The organism is Arthrobacter sp. 18067, assembly GCF_902706295.1.
In the GTDB taxonomy this organism is placed as follows: Bacteria; Actinomycetota; Actinomycetes; order Actinomycetales; family Micrococcaceae; genus Arthrobacter.
Genome location: NZ_CACSJJ010000028.1, coordinates 1 through 17862 on the forward strand (window position 1 = coordinate 1; position 17862 = coordinate 17862).

The window sequence follows — 17862 nt, forward strand, 5'->3', positions numbered from 1 at the left end:
GCGGTGGCAGTGGACTGGGCGGGGGCCAGTTCTTCTGCGGAGCGGTCAACAGTCACGGAGTGGCTCCTTGGTGGGGGACGTTGTTATTCCAAGGTAGGTTTCGCGCATTTCGTGGACGGGCGCCGTTTGTAAACGTGCTGTGACATTTCCCTATCGGAGGGGTCACCGGCGCGTGAGGCCATGGTGAGGTAATGTGGCCCGGACCACAGGATGAGATTTTCCTGTACGTCCGCATGTTGGACTTTGTTGTCCAGTCAATGGACAGCCGGAACTATTATTGAACTCTCGAATAATCCTTCGCCGGGTAGGCTCCTGGGGCATCGGCCGGCGTGAACGAAAGCTGCTAATACATGTCTTCCACCGCACCATCCAAGGAAGGCGAGTCCACTAAACCAGTGAACTCGCGGGGCAAGGTGATCTTCGCGAGCCTGATCGGCACGACGATCGAGTTCTACGACTTCTATGCCTATGCCACCGCGTCGGTACTCGTCTTCCCGAAGCTCTTCTTCCCCGACGCCACAGACATCAATGCTCTCCTTAGTGCGTTTGCCATCTTCGGTGTTGCCTTCTTCGCGCGTCCCATCGGTGCCGTGGTCTTCGGCCACTTCGGTGACAAGATCGGCCGCAAGGGCACCCTGGTTGCTTCGCTGCTGACCATGGGTATTGCCACGTTCCTCATTGGACTCCTGCCCACGGCATCCATGCCGGGATGGGCAATCCTGGCCCCGATCATGCTGGTCATCCTGCGCTTCTTCCAGGGCCTCGCCTTGGGTGGAGAGTGGTCCGGTGCGGCCTTGCTGGCCACCGAAAATGCTCCCGAGGGCAAGCGGGCCATCTACGGCACCTTCCCGCAGTTGGGTGCTCCCATCGGTTTCATCATCGCCAACGTGATCTTCATCTGGATGAACGTGGCCCTGAGTGCCGAAGAATTCCTGGCCTGGGGTTGGCGTGTTCCGTTCATCCTGAGCGCCGTGCTGGTGATCGTGGGACTGTACGTGCGCCTGAAGCTGGTGGAGAGCGCATCCTTTACCAAGGTGATCGAGCAGGACAAGGTCCAAAAGCTGCCCCTCGCCGCTACGCTCAAGAGCCACTGGCGCCCCGTGGTGGCAGGCACCTTCATCATGTTTGCTACCTACGTGCTCTTCTACATCATGACGACGTTCACGCTGTCCTACGGCACCAAACCCACCTTGGCCGGCGCGCAGGCCGCAGCCGAAAAGGCAGGCAAGCCCATGACCGCGGACCAGATCGCGGCGTTCATCCCGGGTCTGGGCATCACCCGGTCCGACTTCCTGTGGATGCTGATCATCGGCGTCGTCTTCTTCGGCATCTTCACTGTGGTCTCCGGACCGCTCGCCGAGAAGTGGGGCCGCCGCAAGTTCCTCCTGGGTGTCACCGCCGGTATCTTCGTGTTCGGTGCGCTCTGGTTCACCATGTTTGGTCCCGGCCAGGCAGCGGCGATGGTTGGCCTCATTGTGGGCTTCACGCTCATGGGCCTGACCTTCGGTCCCATGGCAGCCATCCTTCCGGAGCTGTTCCCGGCGAACGTCCGCTACACAGGTTCTGCCGTTGCGTACAACCTGTCGTCCATGATCGGAGCGGCCCCCGCATCGTTCGTCGCCATCGCGCTCTGGTCGGCCGCGAACGGCAGCACCTGGCTGGTGGGTGTCTACATGGCCGTCGCCGCGGTGATCACGTTCATTGCCCTCTGGCTGACCCGTGAAACCAAGGACATGGACTACGAAAACAACGTGTCCTAAGTAGCCCAATAACGACGGCGGCTCCGCACCAATGGTGCGGAGCCGCCGTCGTTAAGGGGTACTTTGCGTTAGTCCTCGATGGTGGCGATGACTGCGCCGGCGGCGACGGTCTCACCTGCCTTGGCAGCAAGGCCTCGGACGGTACCTGCCTTGTGGGCGGTGAGGGGCTGTTCCATCTTCATGGCCTCCAGGACTACGATCAGGTCGCCCTCGGCCACAACGTCGCCTTCAGAAGCTGCCACCTTGACGATGGTGCCCTGCATCGGGGAGGTCAGTGCGTTGCCGCCAGCTGCAGCCGCCGTGGCGCCGGCCGAGCGGGAACGCTTCTTGGACTTTCCGCCCTTGGCACCTGAGCCGCTGGAGACTGCGGCGACGCTGCCACCCAGGCCCGACGGCAGGACGACCTCAAGGCGCTTGCCGCCAACCTCGACGACGACGCGCTGGCGCTCACCGGCGTCGGGCGTTTCGGCACCGGCAGCGCTGGCCGACCATGCCGGAATGCTGTTGACGAACTCGGTTTCAATCCAGCGGGTGTGAACCTTGAACGGTCCTTCAGCGGGGGCGAAATCGGGGTCGGTGACCACGGCGAGGTCGAACGGGATGACGGTGGGGATACCCTCAACCACCATCTCTTCCAAGGCGCGGCGTGAACGCTGAAGGGCTTGCTCGCGGGAAGCGCCGGTGACAATCAGCTTGGAGAGCATGGAATCGAAGTTGCCGCTGATGACGTCACCCTGCTCGACGCCGGAGTCGATCCGGATGCCGGGCCCCGTCGGGTTCTTCAAGGTGCTGATGGTGCCCGGAGCTGGCATGAAGTTGCGGCCCGGATCTTCGCCGGTAATGCGGAATTCGAAGGAGTGGCCGCGGACCTCGGGGTCGTCGTAGCCGAGTGCTTCGCCGCGGGCGATCCGGAACTGCTCGCGGACGAGGTCGATGCCCGTGACTTCCTCGGAGACACAGTGCTCCACTTGGAGGCGGGTGTTGACCTCAAGGAAGGAGATGGTGCCGTCCTGGCCCACCAGGAACTCGCACGTTCCAGCGCCGAGGTAGTTGGCTTCCTTCAGGATGGCCTTGGAGGACTCGTAAAGCCTCTTGACCTGCTCTTCGCTCAGGTAGGGAGCCGGGGCTTCCTCAACGAGCTTCTGGTTGCGGCGCTGCAGTGAGCAGTCGCGGGTGGAGACCACCACGACGTTGCCGAACGCGTCGGCAAGGCACTGGGTTTCAACGTGGCGCGGAGCATCGAGGAAGCGTTCGATGAAGCACTCGCCGCGGCCGAAGGCTGCCGTGGCTTCGCGGACCGCGGATTCGAAGAGCTCAGGTATTTCGTCCATGGTACGGGCGACCTTGATGCCGCGTCCGCCACCACCGAATGCTGCCTTGATGGCAACGGGGAGGCCGAATTCTTCGGCAAACTTCAGGATTTCGTCTGCGGATTCCACCGGATCAGCCGTGCCGGGGACCAGGGGAGCGCCTACCTTTTCGGCGATGTGGCGGGCCTGGACCTTGTCGCCCAAGGCTGAGATGGCCTCGGGGGACGGGCCGATCCAGGTGATGCCGGCGTCGATGACCTTGGCCGCGAACTCGGCGTTCTCCGCCAGGAAGCCGTAGCCGGGGTGGATGGCGTCCGCGCCGGACTGCTTGGCGACGTCGATGATCTTGTCCATCACCAGGTACGACTCGGCGGCGGTGTTGCCGCCCAAAGCGTAGGCTTCGTCGGCGAGGCGGACATGGAGGGCATCACGGTCGGGGTCGGCGTAAACGGCTACGGAGGCAATGCCTTCGTCCCGGGCGGCTCGGATGATGCGGACCGCGATTTCGCCGCGGTTGGCAATCAAGACCTTGGTAAGAGGGCTGGAAATGGGCTGCGCCGGGTTAGCTGACAAGTTGTTGACTCCTTCTGTCCTTCAGGGAGCCTAGCGCGATTGTGAGGGTTCCGCCCATATTGATGGGGGATTCCGTGTGTGAGGCGATGTTCCTTTGTAGGGTTGCTACAAATGGCGTCTACTGCTCGTCGTTGTCCCAGAGTTCGGTGATTCCCACGTTCGCGTGGACCAGCAGGTCCCGCAGCGTAGAGATGGAAAGCCCGACGACGGCGTGCGGGTCGCCGTCGACCTTGCGGATGAAGGCCCCACCCAGGCCGTCGATAGTGAAGGAGCCGGCGCAGTGGAGTGGCTCTCCCGTGGCGATGTAGGCGTCGATCTCGCCGGGGCTCATCTTGGCGAAGTGCACCTCGGCGCTGGATACGGCTCCTACCGTTGCGCCGGTGCCCTCGGGGGTCTCGTCCTCGTCGGCGTCGGCAGCTGTATCCCGGCAATCAACCAACCAGTGTCCGGTGTGCAGCACTCCCTGCGAGCCACTCATCCGCAGCATCCGCTCCCGTGCGACCTCCGCCGTGTAGGGCTTGCCATGGGACTCGCCGTCGAACTCGAAGACGGAGTCGCAACCGATGACCAGGGCGCCCTCGGCCTCGGGGAGCGCGGCGACGGCCTCGGCTTTGGCACGGGCAAGGAGCAGCGCGGTGTCGTGCGCGTCCGTCACGCCGTACTTGGCCTGCACCGCGTCCTCGTCCACATCCGAGACCAGGACGTCATGCTGGATCCCGGCTTCCGTGAGCAGCTTGGTGCGGGCGGGGGACTGGGAGGCAAGAATCAATCGGGTCACGCTTCCCAGCCTAATACGACGCTCTCTCACCTCTAGCCTGCTTAAGCCGATCGCTCGCTCACCTCCCACCTCTTAAACCCCAACGCTCTCTCACTTGCGTCAAGCAAGTGAGAGAGCGTTGGGGTGTTCGGGCCATGAGGTGAGAGAAGGTTAGTGGACCAGTTCCTCGGTCCCGGCCTTCTGACGGTCGCTGCGGTTCAGCTTGGCGCCCTCGACATCCACATCCGGCAGGATGCGCGCCAGCCACTTGGGCAGCCACCAGGCCTTCTCGCCCAGAAGGTACATCACGGCGGGAACGATGGTCATGCGGACTACGAAAGCATCAATGAGTACACCGAACGCCATCGCGAAGCCGAGCGGCCGGACCATGGTGAGGTGGCTGAAGATGAAGCCGGAGAAGACGCTGACCATGATGATCGCGGCCGCGGTGACTACTGCTGCGGCGTGGCTGAACCCCGAACGGACGGCATGTTTGGCGGACTCACCGTGCATGAAGGATTCCCTCATGCCGGACGTGATGAACACCTGGTAGTCCATTGCGAGGCCAAACAACACGCCAATCAGGATGATGGGCAGGAAGCTGAGGACAGCGCCCGGGTTGGCGACGTCGAAGATCCCTCCAAGCCAGCCCCATTGGTACACGGCAACCACGGCACCGAAGGCAGCAGCCAGCGAGAGAAGGAAGCCACCCGTGGCGAGCAACGGCACCACGATCGAGCGGAACACCAACAGCAACAGCAGGAGGGAGAGTCCTACGACGATCGCCAGGTAGGGCGGCAATGCGGCGCCCAGTTTGTTGGAGACATCGATGTTGCCTGCGGTTTGGCCAGTCAGGCCGATGGTCACGTCCAGGTCCTCGTGAATTGCGGAGCCCTTGTCGCGGAGGTCGGCTACCACCTGCACGGTGCCGGCGCTGGCGGGCCCTTCCTTCGGGATGACCTGGAAGACAGCAGTGCGGCGATCTTCGCTCAGGGCCACCGGCACGGCGGCGATGACGTTCTCCACGCTGCGGAGCTGGTCGGCCACGTCGAACTGGTTGTTCTTGGCATCGTTTTCGCTGAGGCCCTCGGGGAATTCACCGACGACGACGATCGGTCCGGTGACGCCTTCACCGAAGCTGCTCCGGGTGAGGTCGTAAGCTTTGAAAGCTTGTGAATCCACGGGCTCGGATCCGCCGTCGGGCAGTGCCAGCCGCAGCTGGGAAGCGGGCAACGCCAAGGCGCCCAGCAGGACCACACTGGCAATAAGTGCAACCCAAGGATGGCGCGTCACCATGCCGCCCCAGCCGCCGCTGCTGCGCTTTTCTTCGAGCTCGCGGTCGGCAGCTTCGTGGCCGGGCTCAGCGTTGTGCTTGGCGGCCTTGGCCCACGCACGCTTGGAAATCAGCCTTCGGCCGATCAGCGCCAGGACGGCGGGCGTCAGGGTCAAAGCCACGACGACGGCGACTGCAACCGTCGCTGCTGCGGCAACACCCATCACGGCGAGGAAGGGGAGTCCCGGGACAACGAGTGCTGCCAAAGCGATGATGACGGTGAGACCGGCGAAGAGTACTGCGTTCCCGGAGGTGCCCGTGGCCAACGCCGCAGACTCTTCAGCGTCCATGCCCGCCAGGAGCTGGGTCCGGTGGCGGTTGACGATGAAGAGCGAGTAATCAATGCCGACCGCGAGGCCCAGCATCAGGGCGAGCATGGGGGAAATGGAGCTCATGTCGATCACGCTGGTGAGCGCGAACGTGCCGCCGACGCCAACGGCGACGCCGATGAGGGCCATGAGGAGCGGCAAGCCTGCTGCAATGAGAGTGCCAAGCATCAGGATCAGGACCAGGGCAGCAACGGCGACACCCACGATCTCGGCAATGCCGAAGATCTCCGAGACATCCTCGGTGATTTCCTTGCTGGCGTAGGCGGTGACACCTGCGGACGAGACACCGTGGACGATCTCCTGGACTTGCTCGCGCACCGCCGGGTCAACGGCGTTGATGGAGGTCTTGAACTGGACCTGTGCAATCGCGGCCTTGTTGTCGCTGGACACGAAGCGCATGCCCTCAGAGGCCTCGAGCTGGCGCTTGCCGAGGGCCAGCGCAGCAGCGCCGTCCGCAGCTTCCTTGGTTCCGGCGTCGAGCTTTTCCTGACCCGCGGCAAGCTCGGCGCGCTGGGGAGCCAGTTGTGCTTCAATTTGCGCGGGCGTCATGCCTGCGGCTGCCATCTGCTGCTCAGCGCCGGCGAGCTGCGCTTGACCTGCAGTGAGTTGCGCCCGGGCTGCATCCAGTTGGGCCTGGCCTTGGGAGGCCTTGGTTTCACCGGCAGCGATGTCGCTGGCGGCGTTGTCCAGTTGCGCCTGGGTGGTGAACGGGTTCACCGTTCCCTGCACGTCAGGCATGGCCTCGAGCTTGGTGAGCGCAGCGGCAACTGCGTCCGTCTTGGCTTGGTCAAAACCGGCGTCCCCGGCGTCGAAGACCACGCTGGCCGAGCCACCCGAGGAATCGGGCAGGGCTTCCTTGAGCTTGTCCGCCATCCGCTGCGTTTCAGTGCCCGGAATGGTGAAGTTGTTGGACATGGTGCCGTGGAAAGCTGCGGCCGAGCCGCCCACTGCCACCATGACGGCCAGCCAGATGGAGATGACCAGCCAGCGGCGCCGATACGAGAATTTGCCGAGCCTGTAGAGGAACGAAGCCATGTCAGAACCGATCTGTGGTGGTTGGAACGGAGGGTGAGGCTGTTGCCGGTGTGGAGACAGCGTCCGACGGCGGTGCGAAGCCGGCGCCAAGGAGGCCCATCGCATCGATGAGGTGCTGGCGAAGGACCGCCAGGGATTCCGCGGAGAGGTCTGGCCCGCGTTCGGCGAACCATACGGTCATGGCGGCCTTGCCGCAGGAGATCACTGAACCGGCCAAGGCATGCAGGTACAGCTCGCTGATGCCGGTGCCGAGCCTGCCGCGTGCTGCGTCAATGATTTGCTCTGTGCAGTGTTCCCAGGCTTCCAGCTCGGAGCGGGCGAGCGAACGGTTGTCCTGCGTCAGGCTGAACAACTCGGCCATGGGTGCCACGGACATTGGATCTGCCAGCGCCATGAGGGCTGCCTGCGCGGATTCAAGGATCGACTCGTCGGCAGGGCGCAGCCGGAACTGCTCCAGCGCGTGGTCCATGAAGCCGTCGGCAACGGATGCCAGGGCGGCCTCGAGGCTGGGGAAGTAGTTGAAAAAGGTCCGCCGTGAGACACCCGCGCTGGCGGCGATGTCCTCCACGGTGAAATTGCCGGAACCATTGCTGCGCAACAGGTCCAGGGCTGCGGAGGCGATGGAGCTGCGGGTGGCCGCCTTATTGAGCTCGCGTCGCGAAGGGGCGGGCTCTGCAAGGGTAGGCGACTCCGCAGTGGCTTCCTGGCTACTGGTTTGGGTCACATACTTACACTAAGTGCAAGTTTGCACTCTGCGCAATTTGAGCGTTCCCCGAGTGCGAAGAGTCCCGCCCTCGATCGCTCCGCTCACCGTTGGACGGGAGTGGAGCGGTCAAGGCCGGGACTCGGGCTGGGTGAAACTGTTTGGTTAGAACTGGGTGGGAGGAGCCGGTGGCGTGGGCTGCTGCGGCTGGCCCGGCTGTGCGGGCTGGGCTGGTTGCGCAGGCTGCTGGGCGGCTGTCTTGGTCAGATAAACAGACTGTCCCGTGGCCCCAGGCTCACCCTCACCCAGCGGCAGGACGTACACGGCGGTTCCGTAGGCACAGACCTCCGTCCAGTTGGTGCCCATCTCGGACGTGTCGAAGCGCATGGCGACGATGGCATTGGCCCCACGCTGCTGCGCTTCATTGACCATGCGTGCCATGACTTCCTGGCGGCTTTCGTAGAGTGCCTTGGTCATTTCGGGCAGCTCGCCGCCGCCGAGGGAACGGAAGCCGGCCAGCATTTGCGAGCCGATATCGCGTGAGCGGACCGTGAGGCCCATGACTTCGCCGAAGACGGCGTCGATCCGGTGGCCCGGGATTTCATTGGAAGTGACGATCAACATGGACCGAGCCTATCCAGCTTTGGCCCCTTAAACCGGGAAATCCCCCGGGGAGAACTCCCCGGGGGATTTGCGCCGTGCAAAGCAGGTGGCCGCTAGGCCTTCGAATCGGCCAACTCGCGCTGGTCGGCTTCAGCTGCTGCCTTGTCCGCTGCGTACTCATCGGCGAACACAGCACCGTTGCGGGGTGCGTTGTACAGTGACTCGTCCAGGATGCCCTGACGCTTCGCAACGATTGCGGGGACCAATGCCTGGCCAGCCACGTTGACGGCGGTGCGGCCCATGTCCAGGATGGGGTCGATCGCCAGCAGGAGGCCGACGCCGGCAAGCGGCAGTCCCAGCGTGGACAGGGTCAGCGTCAGCATGACGACGGCGCCGGTAGTACCTGCCGTGGCAGCGGAACCAAGGACGGAGACCAGCACGATGAGCAGGTACTGGCTGAAGTCCAGGTTGATACCGAAGAACTGGGCCACGAAGATTGCTGCGATGGCCGGGTAGATCGCTGCGCAGCCATCCATCTTGGTGGTGGCGCCCAGCGGCACTGCGAAGGAGGCGTAGCCGGAGGGGACGCCAAGGTTTCGCTCAGTGACACGCTGCGTGAGCGGCAGGGTGCCAATGGAAGAGCGGGAAACGAAGGCCAGTTGCACGGCCGGCCACACGCCGGAGAAGTACTGCTTGACGGACAGGCCATGCACGCGGACCAGGATCGGGTAGAGGACGAAGAGCACCAAGGCCAGGCCGATGTAGATGGCGGCAGTGAACTTGCCCAAGGAGCCAATGGTGTCCCAACCGTAGATCGCAACAGCGTTGCCGATCAGGCCGATGGTACCCAGCGGGGCGATGCGGATGATCCACCACAGGACCTTCTGGATGACGGCAAGCGCGGAAGCGTTGAACGTCAGGAATGCTTCGGCTTGCTTGCCCACCTTGAGGGCAGCAATGCCGACGGCGATGGCCACCACCAGGATCTGGAGCACGTTGAAGCTGACGGAGGTGCTGACCGTCGTCGCAGCGCTGGCGCTTTCGGTGACGGTGGAGCTGGCGCCGAGGCCGAGGAAGTTCTTGGGGAACAGGCCGATGAGGAAGGCCCACCAGTCACCGGTCTTGCCGGCGTACTCAGCCTTCTGGGTGATGCCGGTGGCCGCGCCCGGCTGCAGGAGAACGCCCAGGCCAATGCCGATCAGGACCGACACCAGCGAGGTGATGGCGAACCAGAGCAGCGTGTTCCATGCCAGGCGCGCGGCGTTGGACACCTGGCGCAGGTTGGCGATGGAGCTCACCACGGCGGTGAAAATCAAAGGAACGACGGCGGTCTGCAGCAAGGAGACGTAGCTGGAGCCGATGGTCTGGAGAGTTGCGCCAAGGCCGTTGGGGGCCGTCTTGGTGCTGCCAGTGTACTTGGCGATCAAGCCAAGGACGAGGCCGATGATGAGGGCTGCGATGATCTGGACGCCGAAGGAACCAGCCCACTTGGGGAGCCGGAAGCCGGTCTTTCCAGCTGAAGTGGAGGTGTTGTTTGAGGTGCTCACCGGAACACGTTAGGTGTACGGCAAATAACATAGCGAACGGACGTTGAGAAATGTTACGTACCCATGAAGTTATTCCCGCCCAGGATGTGGCGTGCGTCTCGGCGGGCCGGCTTGAGACGGGACATCCTCTGCGTGCTGTTCCTTCGTCGCTTTGACGCACGCTGCGGGATGCCCCGTCTCAGGCCGTTCTCGACTTAGCCCAGCAACGCCCGGCGCAGCACGTCCAAACCTACGGAACCGATGTTCAGCCCCTTGCTGTGGAAGGACTTCAAATCGAAGTCTTCGCGGGATTCGAGCTCCGTGCGGATCTGCTCCCAGAGGCGCTGGCCCACCTTGTAGGACGGGGCCTGGCCCGGCCAGCCGAGGTAGCGGGTGAACTCGAATTGAAGCTGGCCTTCGCTGATGTCGAGGTTGGCTTTGAGGAAGTCGAAGCCCTTCTCGGGAGTCCAGTTGCCGGTGCCCCAGCGTTCGGGGACGGGCAGTTCCAAGTGGACGCCGATGTCGAACACCACGCGTGCCGCCCGCATGCGCTGGCCGTCCAGCATGCCCATGTGGTCGCCGGGATCTTTGAGGTAACCCAGTTCCAGCATGAGCTGCTCAGCGTAGAGAGCCCAGCCTTCGCCATGGCCTGAGACCCAGCAGACGTTGCGGCGCCAGTTGTTCAGGAGTTCGCGCCGATAGGTTGCCGTGCCGACCTGGAGGTGGTGGCCGGGGACGCCTTCGTGGAACACAGTGGTGGTTTCGGACCAGGTGGTGAAGGTGTCCTCGCCGGCCGGTACGGACCACCACATGCGGCCAGGACGGGTGAAGTCGTCCGAGGGCCCGGTGTAGTAGATGCCGCCCTCGTCGGTGGGGGCGATCATGCATTCGAGGGTCTTCATGACGTCGGGGACCTCGAAGTGGACATCTGCGAGTTCTGACACCGCGCGGTCCGAGAGCTCCTGCATCCAGGCCTTGAGCGCGTCGGTGCCCTTGATTTGGCGGGCGGGATCGTTATTGAGAATGCTCTTGGCTTCCTCGATCGATGCGCCGGCCCTGATCTGCCCGGCCACCTTCTCCTGCTCGCCGATGAGCCGTTCGAGTTCCTGGACGCCCCAGGCGTACGTTTCTTCAAGGTCAACTTCGGCGCCGATGAAGGAGCGGGAGGCCAAGGCGTAGCGTTCGCGGCCCACTGCGTCTTTTTCCGGGGCCACGGGCAGCAGCTCGTCCCTCAGGAAGTCGCCCAGTGAACCGTACGCTTGGCGCGCTGCCGCGGTCCCGGCGTCGAGCGTTGATTGAAGGCCCTCAGGCAGCGGCGCGTCATCAATCGTGGCATTGGCTGCCATCTTGGCGAAGAAGCCGTCCTCCGCCGCGTACCGGCCGGTCTGCTCTATGACGATCCGAACCTGTCGGGCGGCGGCTACCTTGCCTTCTTCCTTGGCGGTGCGGAGGGATGCGATGTAGCCCTCGATCGCGCCGGGAACGTTGGCGGCGCGGCCTGCGATGTGCTCCCAGTGTTCAACGGTGTCCGTGGGCATGAGGTCGAAGATGGCACGGATGTCCTGGGCGGGGGAGGCGATGTTGTTCAGGTCGGCGGCGTCCCAGCCGGACTCGTGGATCTCCAGCTCCAGGCCAAGCCGCTCGCGCATGGCGTCCAGAGTGACGGCATCGACGTCATCGGAGGGTTCAAGGCCTGCCAGGGCATCCAATGCCAACCGTGCGGCCTGTGCATGCGCCACGGCGCCGGCAGGCGAGTAGTCCTGGTATTCGGTTTCGTGTCCCGGCAATCCCAGCGTGGTGGCGAAGCTGGGATTGAGTTCGATCAGCTTTTCTGTGTACGCGTCAGCGACGGCATCGATGGCGGACTTCGGGCGTACAGGAGTGTTTGCAGTAGTCACCCACAGAGCCTAGCCGCGACACCGCTTACGTGAAAGGGTTGTTGAACTTTTCTACGCGCGAGGGAACTAACCCCGACTGCGCTTCCACGCACCCGGACCCGGCGTGGGATCCAGACGCAGTTGCTGGCGACGCACCCAGTGCCGAACATTCGGTTTGGACAAGGCTTCTTCCTGCCGGACTCCGAGTGAAACCACGACGGCGGCAAGCGCCGCGAGCTCTTCGGCTGTCGGTTCGCCCTTGACCACCGAGAACATTGGCGCGGCGGTTGCCTGATCCGGTGCCTCGTCGGCGCGGTGCTTTGGCGCGCTCACAGCGGGATGTTTCCGTGCTTCTTGGTGGGCAGGCTCGCGCGCTTGTCCCGGAGGGCGCGGAGGCCGCGGATGATCTGGAGGCGCGTGTCGGACGGAGCGATGACTGCGTCCACGTAGCCCAGCTGGGCTGCCTGGTAGGGGTTGAGGAGTTCTTCCTCGTAGCCCTGGATGATTTCGGCGCGCTTTGCTTCGACGTCGCCGCCCGCTTCTGCAACAGCGGCGAGGTCGCGACGGTAAAGGATGTTGACGGCACCCTGGGCACCCATGACGCCGATCTGGGCGGTCGGCCAGGCGAGGTTCAGGTCTGCGCCCAACTTCTTGGAACCCATCACGATGTACGCACCACCATAGGCCTTGCGGGTGATGACGGTGAGCTTGGGAACGGTTGCTTCGGCGTAGGCGTAGAGGAGCTTGGCGCCGCGGCGGATGATGCCCTGGAACTCCTGGTCCTTGCCCGGAAGGAAGCCGGGGACGTCAACCAAGGTGATGATGGGGACGTTGAAAGCGTCGCAGTGGCGGACAAAGCGCGCAGCCTTCTCGGAAGCCGAGATGTCCAAGGTTCCCGCGAACTGCATGGGCTGGTTTGCCACGATGCCCACGGTGTGTCCTTCGACGCGGCCGTAGCCGATCATGACGTTGGGGGCGTACAGCGACTGCATTTCCAGGAAGTGGGCGTCATCCACAATCTGCTCGATAACCTTGCGCATGTCATACGGCTGGTTGGCGGAATCCGGGATCAGTCCGTCCAGCGCGAGGTCGTCGTCGTTGAGTTCCAGTTCCTGGTCGTGTTCCACGACGGGAGCCTCGGACAGGTTGTTCGACGGAAGGAAGTCCAGGAGTTCGCGGACGAATTCGATTGCGTCGGCTTCGTCGGAAGCAAGGTAGGTGGAGGTGCCGGTGGTGGCGTTATGCTGCCGGGCGCCACCGAGCGTTTCCATGTCCACGTCTTCGCCGGTGACGGTCTTGATGACGTCCGGTCCGGTGATGAACATGTGGGAGGTCTTGTCCACCATGACCACGTAGTCGGTCAGGGCGGGGGAGTAGGCGGCACCACCGGCGCACGGGCCCATGATGAGGGAGATCTGCGGGACTACGCCGGAAGCGTGCACGTTGTTGCGGAAGATGTCCGCGAACATGGCCAGCGAGGCGACACCCTCCTGGATGCGCGCGCCGCCGCCGTCGTTGATGCCGACAACCGGGCAGCCATTGCGCAGGGCGAATTCCTGGACCTTGACGATCTTCTCGCCGTTGACCTGGCTCAGCGAGCCACCGTAGACGCTGAAATCCTGGCTGTAAATGGCGATCAGGCGGCCATCCACGGTTCCGTATCCGGAGACAACTCCATCGCCGAGGGGCTTCTTCTTTTCCATGCCGAAGGCTGTGGAGCGGTGGACGGCCAAGGCGTCGAACTCGACGAACGAGCCCGGATCAACCAGGAGGTCGATGCGTTCGCGGGCGGTGTTCTTACCGCGGGCATGCTGCTTTTCAATCGCTTCCGGGCCGGAAGGCTGTTCTGCACGGGCCTGGCGGTCGCGGAAGTCGGCAATCTTTCCCGCTGTCGTTGTCAGATCGTGGCTCATCAAGTGTCTCCGGCTCTGTAGCTGATTTTCGCTGGCACAGTTCGTTCACGGTTAAGTAGCTTCCGTACAAAGAACAGGCCCCGATGGCCAGTCTAGTGACGCCTTTGCCGCGAACCGCTGTAGAAACCCTACAATTTTCCGCGTCCATGCCAAAGCCATTGCTATGTTACCCGTCAGTAACATAGTTGGGCTAGAGTGTCCCCATGACTTCAAGCAACGACGCTTCCCGCGCACTTTCGCAGGCAGAGACTCCCTACGTGGCTACCGGTTCACTCAAGGGCAGGACCATCCTCATGTCCGGTGGCAGCCGTGGCATCGGATTGGCGATCGCCACCCGCGCAGCCCGTGACGGCGCCAACATCGTGATCATGGCCAAGACCGGCGACCCCCACCCCAAACTGGAGGGAACTGTCTTCACCGCAGCGGAACAGCTGGTCGCCGCCGGCGGACAAGCACTGCCGCTGGTGGGGGACGTCCGCGACGACGACGACGTTGCTGCCGCGGTGGCCGCCGCCGTCGAGCGTTTCGGTGGAATCGACGTCGTCGTTAACAACGCCTCTGCGATCGACCTCTCCCGCACCGACGCCGTAGACATGAAACGCTATGACCTCATGCAGGACATCAACGTCCGTGGCACGTTCCTGCTGTCCAAGCTGGCGCTGCCGGCCTTGCGGGAGTCCGACCACGGGCACATCCTCACCCTGTCCCCGCCCCTCAACCTGGACCCCAAGTGGGCCGGCATGCACCTGGCCTACACCATGGCCAAGTACGGGATGAGCCTGACCACCCTGGGCCTCGCCGAAGAATTGAAGGACGACGGCGTGTCGGTCAACTCGCTCTGGCCGTGCACCCTGATTGATACTGCTGCGATCCGGAATATGCCGGGCGGGCAGCAAATCGTGCAGGCGGCCCGTGGCCCGGAGATCATGGCCGATGCGGCGCACGCAGTGCTCACTGGCACAGGCGCAACCGGGAATTTCTTCACCGACGAGGAAGTCCTTCGGGCGGCTGGCGTATCGGACTTTGCGCCGTACAGCCTCGGCGCAGCCGAGGACCGCCTGGTTCCGGACATCTTCCTCTGAGTCGATTTCCAGGGTGCATTTCTCTGGGCGGATTCCCAGACGCTTTTCGGGACAGAGGCCATCCCGGAGCGCCGCAACTGGATAGGATTCAGCTATGGATGCCGAACAGCCAGTCAGCAGCGAACCACAGGTCCCGTCCCGTTCCCCCTTGGACCGTGAGGCGCTGGATCGTGAGGCGCTGCTTCAGCCGGACTTCCTGTCGGCCACGGGCATCTCCCAATTGAACATTGTCGCGTCCACGGGCTCCACCAACCAGGACCTGGTGCGCGCCGTCACGGTTGAACCCAAAAAGTGGGCCGACCTTGCTGTGTTGACCGCCGAACACCAGACGGCTGCACGCGGACGGTTGGACCGGCATTGGGAATCACCCGAGCGCTCCGCAGTGTCCGTGTCCATGGTCTTGCGTCCCGTAACGGCCGAAGGCATGCCCGTTCCCACGCAGAGCTACTCCTGGCTTTCCCTGCTTGCGGCTGTTGCCCTGCGCGAGGCGTTGCAGGAAACCGCAGGGGTTACAGCTGAGATCAAGTGGCCCAACGACGTCCTGGTCAAGGGGCGCAAGATCGCCGGAATCCTGGCGCAGATGACGCCCCTGGGTGACGGCTCGGTTCCTGCCGTGATCCTCGGCGTGGGTCTCAACGTGACCCTGGCGGAAGATGAGCTGCCGGTTCCAACAGCAACGTCTCTCGTGTTGGAAGGGTCCACGACGACGGACCGCACCGCGCTGCTGAAGAGCTACCTTTCGCGTTTTGCCCGGCTTTACCGCAGCTTCTGCAATTCCGAAGGAGACCCTGCCGCAGGTTTGGCCGGAGGGCCATCGCTGCACAAACGGGTTGAGTCCGCCATGGTGACCTTGGGTCGCGAAGTGCGCGCGCACTTGCCCGGTGATCACGAACTCGTGGGGCATGCCTCGCGCCTCGATGAGCACGGCTCGTTGCTGGTGGTGGACCATGGCGGCAGGGAGCACGTCGTAACGGCCGGGGATGTGGTGCACCTGCGCGCTACCGAAAGCGGTTATGCGTAAAGAGCTGCTTCCGGGGGAGCAGGTCATCACCATCACGCGACAACAGTCCCGTTCCCTCTTCTTTCCCATCCTGGCCTTCGTACTCGCTCCGGCCCTGACCGGCTATGCATGCGCCTGGATTGTGAAGGGCAATGCCCAGCGGGTGGCTCCATTCATTACAGTGGAATGGACTCCTTGGCTGATGGGCATCTGTGTGGTGCTGGCGGCGTGGTTGTTGATTGGCTACAGCCTCAAGCGTGCGTTGCGCTGGCGTTCCATCAGGTACATCCTGACGAGCAGGCGGATACTTGCCAAATTCGGAATGTTTCGACGTCGCGATTGGCAGGTCTCGCTGATGGCGGTCCGCAATGTGGGCGTTCATCAGAGCATGCTCCAACGGGCATTGCACTCCGGGAATATATCCTTGGATACCGGGCACTCCGGGACAGCCGTTTTGGCGGACGTTCCCGAGGTTGGAAAATTCCGGGGCTTCATTCTTGACGCGATGGACGAACTCCCGCAAGGTGAGGTTTTTGAGGGCCAAGTATTGACGGACTATGACCAGTTGCCATGGGAGCTGAGAGAAGGTGGAAGAGATGAGCGTTGAGGATCAGCAGTCCGGCGAGGACTTGGACCAGGAGTTCGACGCCGTCCCCGAACCTTCCGTGGATGAGGATACGGATGCCGGGCCTGCTCCGGTACCGGTGCAGACGGGTCCGCCCACCGGGGTGATGTCCGCCGAACGCCTTGCTATTAAGGCGCTGGAGTCGAAGCTGCTCGGCGGCGAACGCAAGCTCCGCCGTCGTGAAGTCGCGGCCGGCGCAGGCGTATCCATTCTGTCGGCACGAAAAATTTGGCGTGCCCTGGGGTTCCCGAACTTCGGCGACGAAGACGTTGCCTTTACGGAGCGGGACCAGGCAGCGCTGTCCACCATCCTGGACCTCGTCAGGGCAGGGATCCTTACTGAGGAAGCTGCCATCTCTGTCACCCGTTCCATCGGGCAGATGACGGACCGCATGGTGGTCTGGCAGATCGAAGCCCTGGTTGAGGACATGGTGTCCGAGCAGGGGATTCCGGATGCGGTGGCCCGTAAGCAACTCGTGGGTCAGTTGCCCGCCTTGGTGGATTCCCTGGAAGAGATCCTCGTCTACTCCTACCGCCGCCAGCTCAATGCGGGCGTCCAGCGTCTCGCCGTTAGGGCTGAGGCAGGGCTGCAGGCGAGTGAGGAAGGCCGCGAGGGCGACGAGGATGACTCCCCGTTGCCCCTGGCGCGCGCCGTGGGCTTCGCCGACCTCGTCTCCTACACCAGCCTCTCGCGCCGCATGAACGAAAAGACGCTGGCCCAATTGGTGCAGCGCTTTGAGAACAAATGTGCCGAAATCATTTCCGTGGGTGGCGGCCGCCTGGTCAAGACTGTAGGCGACGAAGTCCTTTACATCGCGGAAACGCCTGCGGCCGGGGCTGAGATTTCCCTGGCACTGGCACAAGCTTTCACCGAGGACGAGATCCTTCCGCAGTGCCGCGTTTCCATGGTCTGGGGCCGCATCCTGTCCAGGTTGGGCGACATCTACGGACCCACCGTGAACCTCGCCGCCCGGCTCACCACCTTGGCCCAGCCCGGTACCGTCCTGGTTGATGCCATGACCGCCGCTGCCCTGGGACAGGATGACCGCTTCGTCCTGGTGCCTCAGAAGTCCGAAAACGTGCGTGGCTTCGGCGAGATCCATCCTGTGATGCTGGCTCGCGGCCGCGGTAAAGGCCTGGTGCTGGACTAGGAGCCGGAACCTTCCCGTCCTGCCCGACGCTCTCTCACCTCTGGTCACGTTCTGCCCGACGCTCTCTCACCTCTGGTCACGTTCTGCCCGACGCTCTCTCACTTTCATCAGAAAAGTGAGAGAGCGCCGCTGTTTTGGGGGCGTTTTGTGAGAGGGGATCGAGGGCGGTGAACCGGGGCGCCGAAAGGGGTGTAAGCGCGGGTGCCGTACGGGGACGCCGGCCGCGACTTAGCTAATCGATGGATTAACCCGGTAGGCTGTGCGTTGATTGTGTCGTGTTTCGCCG

The 17862-nt window shown here is 63.4% G+C and carries 14 protein-coding genes; 5 read left to right on the forward strand and 9 right to left on the reverse strand.

From position 1 onward, the window contains the following. Nucleotides 1-350 precede the first annotated feature (350 nt). Nucleotides 351-1760 carry an MFS transporter gene (locus GVL04_RS21775; RefSeq protein WP_159708424.1) on the forward strand — a complete coding sequence of 470 codons (1410 nt, stop codon included), beginning with the start codon at nt 351-353 and terminating at the stop codon, nt 1758-1760. Between the two features lie 68 nt (nt 1761-1828). Here the strand turns inward: GVL04_RS21775 and GVL04_RS21780 are convergent, their stop codons facing one another. The 9 genes from GVL04_RS21780 to GVL04_RS21820 all read right to left on the reverse strand — a co-directional run bounded on the left by GVL04_RS21780 (nt 1829) and on the right by GVL04_RS21820 (nt 13719). After that, the gene (locus GVL04_RS21780; protein WP_159708426.1) at nt 1829-3643 is read right to left on the reverse strand and encodes a biotin carboxylase N-terminal domain-containing protein; all 1815 of its coding nucleotides are present in this window, start codon (nt 3641-3643) and stop codon (nt 1829-1831) included. Nucleotides 3644-3761: 118 nt separating this feature from the next. After that, nucleotides 3762-4421: a nucleoside triphosphate pyrophosphatase gene (locus tag GVL04_RS21785; RefSeq protein ID WP_159708428.1), complete on the reverse strand. Its 660-nt coding sequence runs from the start codon at nt 4419-4421 to the stop codon at nt 3762-3764. A 150-nt stretch (nt 4422-4571) separates the two neighbouring features. Next, complete coding sequence (locus tag GVL04_RS21790; RefSeq protein ID WP_159708430.1) at nt 4572-7097, reverse strand: MMPL family transporter; 2526 nt, start codon at nt 7095-7097, stop codon at nt 4572-4574. 1 nt (nt 7098) lies between these two features. After that, on the reverse strand, nt 7099-7821 hold the full coding sequence (locus tag GVL04_RS21795; RefSeq protein WP_159708432.1) for a TetR family transcriptional regulator: 723 nt from the start codon (nt 7819-7821) through the stop codon (nt 7099-7101). Nucleotides 7822-7965: 144 nt separating this feature from the next. After that, on the reverse strand, nt 7966-8424 hold the full coding sequence (locus GVL04_RS21800; protein WP_159708434.1) for a YbjQ family protein: 459 nt from the start codon (nt 8422-8424) through the stop codon (nt 7966-7968). A gap of 92 nt (nt 8425-8516) precedes the next feature. After that, on the reverse strand, nt 8517-9950 hold the full coding sequence (locus GVL04_RS21805) for a dicarboxylate/amino acid:cation symporter (protein WP_159708436.1): 1434 nt from the start codon (nt 9948-9950) through the stop codon (nt 8517-8519). A 194-nt stretch (nt 9951-10144) separates the two neighbouring features. Further along, on the reverse strand, nt 10145-11827 hold the full coding sequence (locus tag GVL04_RS21810) for a DUF885 domain-containing protein (protein WP_159708438.1): 1683 nt from the start codon (nt 11825-11827) through the stop codon (nt 10145-10147). A 66-nt stretch (nt 11828-11893) separates the two neighbouring features. Beyond that, complete coding sequence (locus GVL04_RS21815; RefSeq protein ID WP_159708440.1) at nt 11894-12139, reverse strand: acyl-CoA carboxylase epsilon subunit; 246 nt, start codon at nt 12137-12139, stop codon at nt 11894-11896. Continuing rightward, nucleotides 12136-13719 carry an acyl-CoA carboxylase subunit beta gene (locus GVL04_RS21820; protein ID WP_105693983.1) on the reverse strand — a complete coding sequence of 528 codons (1584 nt, stop codon included), beginning with the start codon at nt 13717-13719 and terminating at the stop codon, nt 12136-12138. The genes GVL04_RS21815 and GVL04_RS21820 overlap by 4 nt, the downstream gene beginning before the upstream one ends. A 203-nt stretch (nt 13720-13922) precedes the next feature. On the opposite strand from GVL04_RS21820, the gene GVL04_RS21825 reads away from it, so the two are divergent. The 4 genes from GVL04_RS21825 to GVL04_RS21840 all read left to right on the forward strand — a co-directional run bounded on the left by GVL04_RS21825 (nt 13923) and on the right by GVL04_RS21840 (nt 17576). Then, a complete protein-coding gene (locus tag GVL04_RS21825) occupies nt 13923-14801 on the forward strand; it encodes an NAD(P)-dependent oxidoreductase (protein ID WP_159708442.1) in 879 nt (292 codons plus the stop codon). Nucleotides 14802-14895: 94 nt separating this feature from the next. Then, nucleotides 14896-15822 (forward strand): biotin--[acetyl-CoA-carboxylase] ligase, encoded by a 927-nt coding sequence (locus GVL04_RS21830; RefSeq protein ID WP_159708444.1) that lies wholly within the window; start codon nt 14896-14898, stop codon nt 15820-15822. Next, nucleotides 15815-16408, forward strand: coding sequence for a PH domain-containing protein (locus GVL04_RS21835; RefSeq protein ID WP_159708446.1), 594 nt, complete (start codon nt 15815-15817; stop codon nt 16406-16408). Before GVL04_RS21830 ends, GVL04_RS21835 begins: the two co-directional genes overlap by 8 nt. Continuing rightward, on the forward strand, nt 16398-17576 hold the full coding sequence (locus GVL04_RS21840; protein ID WP_159708448.1) for an adenylate/guanylate cyclase domain-containing protein: 1179 nt from the start codon (nt 16398-16400) through the stop codon (nt 17574-17576). The genes GVL04_RS21835 and GVL04_RS21840 overlap by 11 nt, the downstream gene beginning before the upstream one ends. Nucleotides 17577-17862: the final 286 nt, after the last annotated feature.

Coding starts and splice junctions, on each gene's coding strand:
- GVL04_RS21840 (WP_159708448.1), top strand. CDS start 16,398: ATGAGCGTTGAGGATCAGCAGTCCGGCGAGGACTTGGACCAGGAGTTC.
- GVL04_RS21800 (WP_159708434.1), bottom strand. CDS start 8,424: ATGTTGATCGTCACTTCCAATGAAATCCCGGGCCACCGGATCGACGCC.
- GVL04_RS21790 (WP_159708430.1), bottom strand. CDS start 7,097: ATGGCTTCGTTCCTCTACAGGCTCGGCAAATTCTCGTATCGGCGCCGC.
- GVL04_RS21820 (WP_105693983.1), bottom strand. CDS start 13,719: ATGAGCCACGATCTGACAACGACAGCGGGAAAGATTGCCGACTTCCGC.
- GVL04_RS21835 (WP_159708446.1), top strand. CDS start 15,815: ATGCGTAAAGAGCTGCTTCCGGGGGAGCAGGTCATCACCATCACGCGA.
- GVL04_RS21775 (WP_159708424.1), top strand. CDS start 351: ATGTCTTCCACCGCACCATCCAAGGAAGGCGAGTCCACTAAACCAGTG.
- GVL04_RS21830 (WP_159708444.1), top strand. CDS start 14,896: ATGGATGCCGAACAGCCAGTCAGCAGCGAACCACAGGTCCCGTCCCGT.
- GVL04_RS21825 (WP_159708442.1), top strand. CDS start 13,923: ATGACTTCAAGCAACGACGCTTCCCGCGCACTTTCGCAGGCAGAGACT.